Consider the following 12,257-nt stretch of genomic DNA (forward strand, 5'->3'; position numbering starts at 1 on the left):
CGGCGGTCGGCATGACTAATAAAGCTCACGAGCAACAGTCTGAAATCAAACAGCTCATCTCCAAGGGTTTGGAGCAGGGCTACCTGACTTACGCCGAAATCAACGACCACCTGCCCGACGACATCGTCGATCCGGAGCAGATCGAAGACATCATGGCGGTGCTCAAGGGCGTCGGCATCGAGGTGCACGATTCCGCACCCGACACCGACACCATCTCCGACGGCGCCGCGCCGGGCACCAGCACCGACGACGAGTCCGCGGCCGAAGAAGCCGTGGCGCTGCTTTCGGCCGTCGACGCGGAGGTGGGCCGCACCACCGACCCCGTCCGCATGTACATGCGCGAGATGGGCACGGTCGAGCTGCTCACCCGCGAGGGCGAAATCGCCATCGCCAAGCGCATCGAGGAAGGCCTGAGCCAGGTGCAGACCGCGCTGGCCAGCTTCCCGCTCACCATCCAGCTGCTGCTCGAGGAATACGACCAGCACGTGGAAGGCAAGCGCCGCCTCAGCGAGATCCTGGCCGGCTTCGCCGACCTGGAAGAAGCCGCCGATGCCGCCCAGGCCGAAGCCGACGCCAATGTCGACGTCGACGGCGACGCCGCTGACGAAGAAGAAGAAGTCGAGGCCGCCACCGAAGACGAAGACACTGGCCCCACCGGTCCGGATCCGGAAGAAGTGAAGCGCCGCATGGAGGAACTGCGCTCGCTGCACGCCAAGTTCCAGAAGGCGGCGCCGAAGGCGGAGATCAACGACAAGAAGGTCGCGAAGATCCGCGAGCAGATGTCGGAAGCCTTCCTCAACCTCAAGCTTCCGTCGGCCCTGATCGACAGCTTCGTGCGCAAGCTGCGCGAAGTGGTGAACGACATCCGTCACCACGAGCGCGTGCTCATGGACATCTTCGTCAAGCAGGTGAAGATGCCCCGCGCCGAGTTCCTGAAGAGCTTCCCGTCCAACGAGGGCAACCTCGAGTGGGCCGCCGAGCTGTCGCGCAAGCGCCAGAAGTGGTCGCCGAACATCAAGAACTTCCGCGAGGCCATCGACGCGGAGCAGGAAAAACTCGCCCAGATCGAGCGCACCCTGTACCTGCCGCTGACCGACATCAAGGAAATCAACCGCGCCATGTCGGTGGGCGAGGCGAAGGCCCGCCGTGCGAAGAAGGAAATGGTGGAAGCCAACCTTCGCCTGGTGATCTCCATCGCCAAGAAGTACACCAACCGCGGCCTGCAATTCCTCGACCTCATCCAGGAAGGCAACATCGGCCTCATGAAGGCCGTGGACAAGTTCGAATACCGCCGCGGCTACAAGTTCTCCACGTACGCCACGTGGTGGATCCGCCAGGCCATCACCCGTTCGATCGCCGATCAGGCCCGCACCATCCGTATTCCGGTGCACATGATCGAAACGATCAACAAGTTGAACCGCATCTCCCGCCAGATGCTCCAGCAGTTCGGCCGCGAGCCGACGCCGGAAGAACTGGCGAAGGAAATGGAGATGCCGGAAGACAAGATCCGCAAGGTCCTGAAGATCGCGAAGGAACCGATCTCCATGGAAACCCCGATCGGCGACGACGAAGATTCGCATCTGGGCGACTTCATCGAAGACACCAACGCCAGTTCGCCCATCGAGTCGGCGACCGAAACGGGTCTCATGGAAACCGTACGCGACGTGCTCGCCGGCCTCACCCCGCGCGAAGCGAAGGTGCTGCGCATGCGCTTCGGCATCGACATGAACACGGATCACACGCTGGAAGAAGTCGGCAAGCAGTTCGACGTGACCCGCGAGCGCATCCGCCAGATCGAAGCCAAGGCCCTGCGCAAGCTGCGCCACCCGAGCCGTTCGGAGACGCTGCGGTCGTTCCTTGATATCGATTGATCGATAGGCAAATCCGGCAAGACGAAACGCCCGCGCAAGCGGGCGTTTTCTTTTCCGGCACCGCGCGACTGGCGCGGCACCGGAAGCTCGCGGTTTAATGCGCCGACGCCGGACCATGTGCTGCTTTCGCCATGGCGTCCGGCACTGCGCGGCCCGGGCCGCTGCCACCATCGGACTTTGGGAATCCGTGCCACATGGAGAACGTAGCGTCCTATCTGCTTGTCGCAGTGTTCGTCGCGTTCTCCCTCGCGAGGTTCTTTCGACGCCCGCGACGTCCGCAGAGCATCCACTACAACTGCGCGAAGTGCCGCAAAACCTTTCCGCACGACTATCGCACCATTGGCGCGTGGCGAATGGGCAAGGAGCGTTTCTTCTGCGGTCCCTGCCATAGGGCGTGGCTGGCGACGCAGCCTCGGCGGCCGGCCGAGGTTCGCGGGATGCCAGGGCAATCGCGCGGGTGTCTGGGTGTGGTGCTTTGGCTGCTGCTTCCCGTTGGCCTCATCCTCGCCTGGTCGATGCGATAAGGGGATCTCGCCTACGCCACACCCGCCCCGCTTCGGCTAAACTTTCCGCTCAGCGCAGGGCCTATAGCTCAATGGTTAGAGCAGAGGACTCATAATCCTTTGGTTCCAGGTTCGAGTCCTGGTGGGCCCACCACTCAGAAGTCGGGTTCTACTCTCGTGCGCGATCTCACATAGCTTGACCACAACGGACAAACTATGCAGACGTCCCATAAGTTTACCGCGCGTGAGTCGCACCTGATCATTTGAGAATAAGCTGTCCGGTGCGGACATCTGGCCACTGCCTAACCGGGTATAAGTCAGGCACCTAACTCTTGGCACTGCTTCCAGTATGAATCAGAGAATGTCGTGCGCAGAGCGTGGTCGACGATGGGAAGGGTTCGCGTTATAGGGTCGTTCAATGCCATGGCCGACGCGGATTAAAGGGTAAGTACGTCGCGGGTTCTGCGCTACTTCAATCGCCGCAACAACTCGCCCCTCTTCTTAAAGTTGACTGGGAATCGGGTTCGATGGCCTCTGGCCTGCGTGTTTTGGATGACACCCATCTCCATCAGTTCACCGATTCCTAGCAAGTACTCGGAAAGCAGGAAGTCGCTGTGTTCGATCAGATCCGCCATTACGGCGGCATCCACCTGCAACTCGCTGCCAACGGTCGGGAAGTGGGCCATCCATTGCTGCTTAACCTCTTCCAGAGACACTTGGCGTTCGGGTTCATGGGTATCGGCCGAGAAGATATCTGGCTGTCCCTTCTTCTTGGCTAGCATATCGAGCCGGTACTGCAGCTTCAGCCGAGCCTGCGTTCGGGTTACTTCCTCCGCTTCCTGATGAAAGATCGTCAGGCCAGTGGGATTGGACGTGGTGTACACCAGATAGAAGACCACCTTGTCCTTATCGACATACTCGACTGGCAGCATGGCCGTGCGTAGACGCTGACGATGGGCGCCCGAACAGGCCTGGACGAGTTGATCACGGTACCGGCGCATGAGGGCGCGCTTCCTGTCACCGGCACCGACCAGAGCGGCTTCCCAATCATGTCCGAACACTGCCGCTAGGTTGGCCCGTTGTTCGGCATGGCCGGTAGCGAGGTTGATGAAGTTCCACATGACGTTGATCAGGAGCTCCGTCTTCGAGCGGCGAAGGAGCGGTGCCAGGATGCTAGCCTCAATGATCCCTTTCCATCCGAACGGGTCGACGAAAACGAAGGCAAATTCGTCAGGCTCCAGCCACTTCAATATGTCAGCGATGCTGCTCTCGAAAGGCTTACGCCATACCTCGGGCCGGGTAAGGTTCACCGGGGCCGTCTGCACGTATCCCTCAAGGAAGTCGGCACGCTCGCTGTCTGTCTCCATGAAGATCGACCGAAACCGCACGGGCTTGTCCAGTCGCTTCTGCAGGTTGTCCTGGCAGTTGGCCATCGTGCGGATGGCGATCCCAGGCGAGGTATCCGAGAGATCGGCTGTTGTCGACTTCCACGGTCCGGCAAAGCCGTCGATATAAGCAATCTTAGGAGCCCATTGGCCCACGATCATCAGGAGCCGCTCGAGGTAGGCTTCGAGGATGATGTGCTTGACCAGTGAATGTTCGCGCTCGGGGTACTGCTGGAGCGCTTCCTGGGCCGGACGTGGCTTCATGCTGCATCCTTGTCAAAATGGGGCGGGCCTTGCCCCGCTTTTGTGCGTTACGACGCGGCGGCCGCCATCGCGTCGGGCATACCATTCCATTGCCGGCCATCGAGTTCCCGCCCGTTGGCCTTTTTTGAGCGGCGCTTGCCATCGGCACCCCAGCCGCCCCACTGCTTGAAAAAGAAGGTCGCTCCCTGCGATTCGCACTGCCGGCAAATCGCGCGCGCCCACTCGGCGCTCATCGGCCGCGCCTTCGGACCGGACTCACCGCCGACGATGACCCAATGAATCCCGGTAAGATCCAGGCTACCCAGATCTTCTAGGAGCGGCTCGCAGGAGAGAAAGCGAATCTTGGCGGGGATATTTCGCAACGCGTCGATGCGCGGCACGCCGTGTCGGCGGTTCTCCACTGAGACGCCTAGCCATACGTTGGAAGGAACAGATCGGGTAGCAAAGTACTTTACCAGGCGCTCGTGCCGCTTGGTCAGTATCTGGTAGCGATGCTGCGGCGTACTGGCGATGACGGCCATGACCTGGTCGAGGAAGCTGTCCGGGATACGCTCGTGGAACAGGTCACTCATCGAGTTGACGAAATAGATGGTCGCTTTTTTACGCCGAGTCGGTTCGTCGAGCCGCTCGGGCAGTACGTTGAGCCGGAAACCGTTGCGATACGCATCCAGACCCATCGCCTGCAGGCGACGAGCCAACGTTTCGGCGTAGCAGTGCTTACAGCCCGGAGAGACCTTCGTGCATCCGATCGTCGGATTCCAAGTCTGCTCGGTCCATTCGATCCGTGAGCTCGTGGTCATGTCAGCACCTCCGTCCCGCCTATCATAGCGACCCCAGCGGGTCAGCGCTCAATCAGTCCACTAGCCATCGACCAACGGGGCCCGACGGGGCCACCGGCTCGGTTCGACATTCACGTGGTAGGCAAGAGCGCTAGCGCCACCAGAGTGTCATCGCGACCACAAGCAGAACCACGTGGATCGTGTGCCCAATCACAAGGTCAAAAGGCTGCGCTCGTCAGCGTCGCCGCAGCGATGCTGAGCAGACTGGCCAAAACTCCTTTCACGAGAGTTCTAGGCGCCGACGCCGCTGTCGGCGCCGAGCGCGGTGCACGTGAGCACGTGGCGTGGGCGCGTGGCCACCATGGCCACTGACGCGAGGCGCAGAGACTCGGGTCGGTCAGGAACCGGGCATGGAGTGCGACATGACCGGCGCCTGAGGCTGCGCCGGAGTCTGCTGCGCGGCGTGTTGCGGCGATACGGCCTGCTGTTGCGCGGCCTGCTGATGGCCGGCCGGTTGCGCGCGCTCCACTATCGCCTGCCACGCAACGCTGCTTTGCTCAATCGGCGTATGGACAGCTTCCTGCGTGGACACCTCCGCGATGCGCTTGTGCGGCGAATCCAGCTGACCTTCCACGGCGTACGCTTTCGACGCATCCGCGTTAAGCACCACATGGTCGACTGAATTCAGGCCCTGCTCGCGTGCAGCTACGGTCAGTGCGCCGGCGAGGTTTTCGCTGTGCCGATCAGGCACCCTGCCATGCTGCGCATCGAGCCGGTGCACGGCGCCCTGCGTTTGCTTGAACAGCGCGTGGTCGGGGTGATCCACGTGATCCAGTGTGACGGGCGTCAGACCTGGCACTACCGGCTGATAAACATGCGAGGTAGCCGAGTCGCGGAAGTTTCGAGGCGTCGGCGGGTGCGAGCTGGTGTCCAGATAAGGCATGGCGTTGTGGTTCGCGCCGAGGGAGATGCCGTTCTGCGCCATGATGTTCGGATCAAGGTGCAGCGACTTGAGGTCGAGCGCCATGGGTGCCTGCCCGGTCCCGTAATGGCGCTCGTACTGCACGGCCACGCCAACCGCCCAAGCGCCGTAATAATTCGCGTACGACGAGTTACCGTTATGCCCAAGGGTCGATGACCGGTCGAAGTAGTTCTTTCCCATGCCTTCGATATTGGCTGGCGTGGCGGGCATGGTCAGGTCGGCGTTCACGGTGAGGTTGGAACGCATGCTGTACGCCGCGGGAAGCTGGCTGCGATCCACGTGGATGAAATCATCCATGCGTCCGGGATTGCGCTTGTAGATGTCTTCGAGCGTAGGTGCGGGTGCGCGGTTCTTCTGCGCCTCGAGATGCGCGGCGCTGACCGTTGCGTTCCATCCGGAGATCTCCGCACCTGCCTCGTCACGGCGGCTCGCGGCGATCACATCGCCTACGGGCTTGGTATAGTCATGGGTTGTCGTCTTTGATTGCGCCACGGCCTGCAGGTCATGGGTGAATTGCGTATTGGCCTTCGCAATGTCAGCCGCGTTGAACCCGTGTTGCAATTCGTGACCAAGAACAAACGTTGCTTCCGACGCGTCGTACTTGCCGCCCGCCGGTGTCGAAAGACTGGTTAGCGGCAGGCGCATTTCGTGTGCACCGGCGTTGTACTCGCCACCAGCGTGCGGATTGTTCAAAGCAACGATGCGCTGCAGGTGGCCCGCATCGACGGCACGGTTGACCTCATCGACCAGCGCCGGCGAGGCATTGATCGTATCGGTCAGGTTCTTCAATTGGTCCGGGGTGACACCGGGTTCTTTCCCGAATGCCTGGAGAACCGCCTCGGCTTTCGCATTCAGTGGCATGACCGCCCCCCTTAGCGCATAAGCACCATATGCACGCAGGCCGCCGCGGCATCCGCGCCCTCGGCGACCAGGGGGTAGACCTCTACATGCTGGCCGGGGCGGTCGAAGGCATCGTAGGTCCAGCGGCCGTGCTCACCGTGTGCGCTCTGGCGTTTGAAGCCCATGCGCTCCAGTTCCTGCGTGAAGTGACCGAAGTCGGGTGTGCAGATCGGCGTCGCGGCCGGACGGTCTTCACCGACCGGGGAAAATATCAGGTCGACACGCGGCCCCACGGTACCCACCTGCTGCCGCTCGACGCTGAAGGCCCAGCCCCCGCTCAGCGGCTGCGCGTAGCCGAAGTGATCCGTGCTGAGGCGCTTGATCGGCAGGCCCAGGCGCTCGCCCATGGCTTCCGGTGTGAGTTCCGCCACCGATGGTGTCGTGCGGATCAGTTCCAGCATGCCGTGCATGGCCTGCTCGGCGGTGACGTGGGCGGCGGGCGCGTTCATGCGGGGTGTCTCCTTCGCTTCGGTAGCGTGCGTTAGCGGGGCCGAGGTGGCCAGTAAGGTGGCGAGGGCCAACCGCGCGGGGCGGCGGAGCAAACCGGGGTGACGCAGGCGTTGCCGGGGCATCGCGACTCCTTCCATGGCCGCCGGAGCGCGGCCCGCCCTAAAGTAGCAAAAGGCCCACCGCGATTCCGGCACGATGTCTCGGTTCGTTCAGCCCGGGCCACGCCCTGCGGCACGTTGCCAGCGCCCCTGTCACCGCCAAGCTCGGCGACGCATCGGCGGCCGCTCCCCGTAGGTTGACCAGCGTCCGCTGCCATGGGCCATGTACGCGGCTAAAAATAACATCAGCATCGGATATTCGATGCCGCGATCAATCCACGGTCACCTTTACATTTTCATAAAGACATCCTAATGCTCTAAGTACTTTTGACTTGGCGCCAACAATGAAGACCACGCTGAATGAGCTTCAGGCCTTTGCCGTTGTCGTGGATACGGGTTCGATCACGGCTGCGGCCGAGCATCTGGAACAAACGATATCCGGGATCAGCCGCACGCTGGGACGACTGGAAGCCAAGCTGGAAACGACGTTGCTGCGTCGGACTACCCGCCGGCTTGAACTGACTGAGGAGGGCGCGACTTTTCTGGCCAGGGCCCGCGCCATTCTGGATTCGGTCGAGGAGGCTGAGGAGCAGATGGCCGTACGGCGGCAGCAGCCGGTGGGGCGTCTGCGGGTGGATGCAGCCACGCCCTTCATGTTGCACGTCATCGTGCCGCGCGTCGCTGGATTCCGGAAACGGTTTCCGAAGGTGGAACTGGAACTTGTCAGCAACGAAGGCATCACCGACCTGCTGGAGAAGCGCACCGACGTAGCGTTCCGTATTGGACAGCTGAAGGACTCGACGCTGCACGCGCGCCCGGTCGGTACCAGCCGCCTGCGCTTGCTGGCCAGCCCGGCCTACCTGGAGCGCGCCGGGACGCCCGAGCAGGTCACGGATCTGGCCGGCCACTCACTGCTCGGGTTCACGCAGCCGGAGTCCCTGAACCAGTGGCCGGTGCGCGACCCGGGCGGCGATCTGCTGCATATCCGCCCCGACGTCGCCTCGTCCAGTGGCGAAACGCTGCGCCAGTTGGCGTTGGCTGGCGAAGGCATCGTCTGCCTTTCCGACTTCATGACGTCGGTCGATCGCGAACGCGGGCATCTGCTGCAGTTGATGCCAAAGTCGACACTCGACGTCCGACAGTCGATCAGCGCCGTCTACTACCGAAATACAACACTCGCCTCGCGCATCACCTGCTTCATCGACTATATGGTCGATGCTCTCGCTCCCGGAACATTCGAAAATTAGGGAATCGGGGCAGTGCCTGCTCAGCACTCGCTGGACTAGGCGGCCACGCGCTGCGGCACGTTGCCATACCACCATGGTCGGCTAGGCTCTACCGCGAAGTCCGTGGGAAAATGGCCGACTCCTGCGCAGCAACCACTCCAGCCATGTCCTCCGACCGCATCCGCTCCTCCCTCCTGCGCGACCGCGTGGTCAGCGCGGTGGCCGCCGCCGCCTTCATCCAGCCTGGCGAGGCTGTGGCCATGAGTGGATTCACGGGTTCCGGTTACCTGAAGGCCGTGCCCCTGGCGCTGGCCCGCCGCATCGAGGATGCGCATGTGGCCGGCCAGGAGTTCCGTATTCGCCTCATGACCGGCGCATCGACCGCGCCTGAGCCCGACAGATCCTGAATCGCTGCGTGGACCCATCGTATCGGGCGCAGCTCGAGGATTATTTCGAGCGGGCTTCGCGGGCGAGCTTCGGCAAGCACACACCGCACCTGCTGTTGGAGGCGCTGTCGTGGCACCAGCGGTGGCTGGATACGGGGTCGATGCGCGCCTGACGGCACGCAGGCTGGCCTCGAATAGGCAAGCTTGAGCACGGATCGCCCCGCGCCATCACCGCAACGATGATTCAACGATAACTGGCATCCATCAGCGCCGTACCCAACTCACCGATCTTCATGTGATCGAAGCTGGTGTTGTTCATCAAAATGACGGTATGCCCGTCGTCGAGCGTGCGCCATACGAGCACCCGGAACGCACCGGCGGAGCCGTACTCCCATGCGACGGGATGATCCTTGCCGCCAAAGGACAGCGTCTTCGTACGTCCGCCCAAGGCGTAATGCTGGGCAGGGCGTTCGACGGTCATCAGGACGCGGATGGACTCGGGCGACAGCACCCTGCCCGAGAAAAGGCCGTTGGACAGGGCGAAGAGATCGTTGGCGCTGGCGTAGAACCCGCCGGCAAGCATCATGAAGTTTGGCGACGACTTGTCGAGCGGCTCCGCCTTCGGCATCAGTTTGCCGTAACCATGAGCCATGTCCGGCACCGCCAGCGAACTCCCGCTGAAGCTTCCGCTATGGCGTAGCGCGAGCGGTTGGACGACGTATCCGTCGACCAGCGAGGCGTAGCTTCGTCCCGTGGCGCGCTCGACGACCGCCTTCACCAGCAGCCAGTTGGAGTGCGAGTAGTCCCAATCCGTTCCGGGCTCGAAGCGCAGGTTACCGCTCGCGAAGCGGCGTACGGCTTCCCCCTGGTCCATCGACAAGTTGCGCGTGGCCGGATCGCGCTTGATGGCGTCGTCGATGTCGTTGGGGAGCCCGCTGGCATGGGTCATCAGGTTACGCAGGGTCAGCTTCGCGCCATTGTCATGGCGATAGTCCGGGAGATAGGTCGAAACCGGCTCGTCCAACGCAAGCTGTCCCTGCTGGACCAGCCGCATGACCACGATAGCGGCGACCCACTTCGAGATCGAACCAGCCTCGAAAGGTGTATCGGCGGTAAGGGCGCGGCCCGTGGCCGCATCCGCCAGGCCGAAGCTGGCGGAGTAGTCGAGATGGGAATCCCGGCCTACCAGTACCACGCCGTTGAAGCCTTCCTTGGCGACGAAACGCTGGACGATCGCGTCGCAGTCGCCACACTCGGCGCTTACCGCGAAGCTGACCGGCAAGGCCATCAGCAGGAGTGCGGCCCGCCACAAGGCACGTCGGTGCGCTCGTTTCCGCGCGTTTGGAAAACCGTTCATCGAACCTCCCGACCCTGGCGACCATCGCTTGGATGCGGTCCCCATCGGAAGGGTTTAAGCGTATTTCCCGGCGTGAGGCGGACATCACACCGGAAAACACCGTGATCGATAGGTTACTTCAGGTTCCGCTTCTTCTCGTCCTTGGCAGCCTTCTTTTCCTTCATGGTCTTGGCCGGCTTTTTCTTGTCGCTCTTCTTCGAATCCATACCCTTGCTCATATCGCCTCCTCGGTTGACATAGCGGTCGCACGGCATGCGCCTTAGGGAAGACTACGCCAATCCGCACGCCGTGGCTCATTCCCCCTGACACATAAAACTCAGTTCTGGCGCACGCAAGACGAACTCCAGGCAAGACCCGGCTGCGAGCCGGCACGGGGATCGAACGATATCGTCAACAGCTTGCCGTCGCGTTGAACCTTGAGCACGATGGGTTTGTCGAGGCTGCTCGCCACGGGGTTGATGTCGACGCCCTCGACCAGGACGTCGCCATTACGCAGGCCGGCACGTGCGGCCTCGGAATCCGCCGCGAGGCCGCCGATGGCCGTGCCGGCCAGCAGCCGGACGGGCGACGAAAAGCCGAGATCGAAAATCCGCACGTCCACTTTTCGCGAACGCATGCACTCACCGAATGCCCCGGCCACGGGAAAGATGATCTCGCCCTGCATCATGCGGTTCCAATCGTCGACCGCCCAGTTTCCCGCGCGCTTCGAAAGCACATCCAGCCACGTGTGCCTATCGCTGGGTGCACCTGCGTCGATCCGCGTGTTCATCTCGTTCGCAAGGTCCAGAACGCTGACTTTCGAACCATGCACCTTGAGCTTCGCATCGAGGTCGGCGAGGTACATCGTGCCCCGGTTGTATGGGAGCAGCCATGCGTTCCTGCCGGTCCAGACAACGGCCGGCAGCGCGTCGTTCGGCAGTGCGCGCTTCGCGTTCGCGTAATAACCCGCGCTCTCGTTTCGTACGAGTGCCAGGTATTCGGCCGGTGTGTACAAGCCGGCGGCATTCGGCACGGTAAGCGCCACGTAGTTGGCCAGGCCCTCCGTGTACCAGTCGCCTGCGACGTCTTCCTTTTCCAGGTATCGCCCGAGGCTATGCACCATCTCGTGAGCCACCGTGTAGTGCAGTTCGGTGGTGTCGGGGTTCATGCCGGGCGGCAGGTAGAGCATGAAGGAGTGTTCGGCCGCACGGCCGCTTTGATTCGTCCCCCCGGCGAAAGAACGGATCATGTATCGGTACGGGCGGTTACCGTCGAGCTTGAATGCCTTGAGTTCGGCGGCATAGGCGGCGGCCGCCCATTGTCCCGCCGCCTGCAAGCGCTCCGCTGGAATGCCCAGGCCATAGACCTCCAGCCCAGCACCCTTGGCCTGTCCCGCCGGTCGATACGTCGTTACCGGACCGGCCAGGAACAACGTGCCCGTCAGCTGGTCGGCTGTGAATGTTCCCTCGTAATCGCCTTCGCCATACGACGTTACCGCTAGGCCGCCGGATGGCAACGTCCAGTGCACCCGTGTCTTGAAGCTTGCCGACGTGTCCGGCAGCACCAGGAAGCCGACATAGCCTCCGGACACTCCACCCCCCGCGGCCTGCAGGTCCACCTGGGGACCGCGCTTCGCGACAGCGCCGGGTGCGACATGCATACGGTACGACACATGCACCGGTCCGGACGGGGGCCGTGTCGTCGTCCACGCCTCGAATGTGCGGGGCCCGGTCGGGCGTCGCACGGGCGATCCGACCGGAAGCGCGCCATGGTCGTCGGTCAAGGTGAGGGCTGTGACTTTGTCCGTGCTGCGCTCTAGCCCGGGCTCCAAGGTATCGAGCACAAGGGTGAGTGGTGCAGCGGCGGATTCCGCCGGCGTGTAGATGTAGTCGACGGCCAAGCCGTCCGCGAGGCCATCCGCCCCTTTCGTCATCGCAAGGTCGATCCGAAGCACCGCGATCGGTGTCTCGGCGTGGGCTGGGGCGCAGGCATTACACGCGGCAAGTCCGAGGAACAGTGCGGGATACAACCAGGAAGCATGTGGCGCGAAACGCATGAGGACATGTCCAGCAAATCG

Annotated in this window: 8 protein-coding genes, 1 tRNA gene and 2 pseudogenes; 5 read left to right on the plus strand and 6 right to left on the minus strand. The window is 62.6% G+C overall.

Going from position 1 to position 12,257, the window contains the following annotated elements; translation table 11 throughout:
- Positions 1–11: 11 nt before the first annotated feature.
- Entirely contained in the window at positions 12–1,871 is a 1,860-nt protein-coding gene (rpoD, locus tag ACPYOD_RS00495) for an RNA polymerase sigma factor RpoD (RefSeq protein ID WP_481299760.1), read from the plus strand.
- 581 nt (positions 1,872–2,452) lie between these two features.
- Positions 2,453–2,528: transfer RNA gene (locus ACPYOD_RS00500), tRNA-Ile, on the plus strand.
- Positions 2,529–2,841: 313 nt separating this feature from the next.
- On the opposite strand, the gene tcmP is transcribed toward ACPYOD_RS00500, so the two are convergent.
- The 4 genes from tcmP to ACPYOD_RS00520 form a co-directional block, all read right to left on the minus strand.
- Positions 2,842–4,023 (minus strand): three-Cys-motif partner protein TcmP, encoded by a 1,182-nt coding sequence (gene tcmP, locus ACPYOD_RS00505; RefSeq protein ID WP_481299761.1) that lies wholly within the window; start codon positions 4,021–4,023, stop codon positions 2,842–2,844.
- Between the two features lie 47 nt (positions 4,024–4,070).
- Positions 4,071–4,823, minus strand: coding sequence for a DUF5131 family protein (locus tag ACPYOD_RS00510; protein ID WP_481299762.1), 753 nt, complete (start codon positions 4,821–4,823; stop codon positions 4,071–4,073).
- A gap of 376 nt (positions 4,824–5,199) precedes the next feature.
- A complete protein-coding gene (locus ACPYOD_RS00515; RefSeq protein ID WP_481299763.1) occupies positions 5,200–6,645 on the minus strand; it encodes an XVIPCD domain-containing protein in 1,446 nt (481 codons plus the stop codon).
- A gap of 11 nt (positions 6,646–6,656) precedes the next feature.
- Positions 6,657–7,133 (minus strand): hypothetical protein, encoded by a 477-nt coding sequence (locus tag ACPYOD_RS00520; protein WP_481299764.1) that lies wholly within the window; start codon positions 7,131–7,133, stop codon positions 6,657–6,659.
- A gap of 443 nt (positions 7,134–7,576) precedes the next feature.
- Here ACPYOD_RS00520 and ACPYOD_RS00525 point away from each other — a divergent pair, with 443 nt between their 5' ends.
- From ACPYOD_RS00525 to ACPYOD_RS00535, 3 genes and pseudogenes are all read left to right on the plus strand, one after another.
- A complete protein-coding gene (locus ACPYOD_RS00525) occupies positions 7,577–8,479 on the plus strand; it encodes a LysR substrate-binding domain-containing protein (RefSeq protein WP_481299765.1) in 903 nt (300 codons plus the stop codon).
- 143 nt (positions 8,480–8,622) lie between these two features.
- Positions 8,623–8,856, plus strand: a pseudogene (locus tag ACPYOD_RS00530) (propionyl-CoA--succinate CoA transferase); the annotation flags it as partial.
- Positions 8,850–9,017 (plus strand): annotated as a pseudogene (locus ACPYOD_RS00535) (propionyl-CoA--succinate CoA transferase); the annotation flags it as partial. The pseudogenes ACPYOD_RS00530 and ACPYOD_RS00535, both read left to right, overlap by 7 nt.
- Before the next feature lie 71 nt (positions 9,018–9,088).
- Here the strand turns inward: ACPYOD_RS00535 and ACPYOD_RS00540 are convergent.
- Both ACPYOD_RS00540 and ACPYOD_RS00545 read right to left on the minus strand, forming a co-directional pair.
- Positions 9,089–10,201: a serine hydrolase domain-containing protein gene (locus ACPYOD_RS00540; RefSeq protein ID WP_481299766.1), complete on the minus strand. Its 1,113-nt coding sequence runs from the start codon at positions 10,199–10,201 to the stop codon at positions 9,089–9,091.
- Positions 10,202–10,517: 316 nt separating this feature from the next.
- Entirely contained in the window at positions 10,518–12,236 is a 1,719-nt protein-coding gene (locus tag ACPYOD_RS00545; RefSeq protein ID WP_481299767.1) for a hypothetical protein, read from the minus strand.
- Positions 12,237–12,257: the final 21 nt, after the last annotated feature.

The sequence above is a fragment of the Luteibacter sp. HAY1-4A genome, from assembly GCF_056755355.1.

What these genes read in the sequence shown, in the direction of transcription:
- ACPYOD_RS00540 (WP_481299766.1), bottom strand. Translation starts at nt 10,201, where the DNA reads ATGAACGGTTTTCCAAACGCGCGGAAACGAGCGCACCGACGTGCCTTG.
- ACPYOD_RS00515 (WP_481299763.1), bottom strand. Translation starts at nt 6,645, where the DNA reads ATGCCACTGAATGCGAAAGCCGAGGCGGTTCTCCAGGCATTCGGGAAA.
- ACPYOD_RS00545 (WP_481299767.1), bottom strand. Translation starts at nt 12,236, where the DNA reads ATGCGTTTCGCGCCACATGCTTCCTGGTTGTATCCCGCACTGTTCCTC.
- tcmP (WP_481299761.1), bottom strand. Translation starts at nt 4,023, where the DNA reads ATGAAGCCACGTCCGGCCCAGGAAGCGCTCCAGCAGTACCCCGAGCGC.
- ACPYOD_RS00525 (WP_481299765.1), top strand. Translation starts at nt 7,577, where the DNA reads ATGAAGACCACGCTGAATGAGCTTCAGGCCTTTGCCGTTGTCGTGGAT.
- rpoD (WP_481299760.1), top strand. Translation starts at nt 12, where the DNA reads ATGACTAATAAAGCTCACGAGCAACAGTCTGAAATCAAACAGCTCATC.
- ACPYOD_RS00510 (WP_481299762.1), bottom strand. Translation starts at nt 4,823, where the DNA reads ATGACCACGAGCTCACGGATCGAATGGACCGAGCAGACTTGGAATCCG.
- ACPYOD_RS00520 (WP_481299764.1), bottom strand. Translation starts at nt 7,133, where the DNA reads ATGAACGCGCCCGCCGCCCACGTCACCGCCGAGCAGGCCATGCACGGC.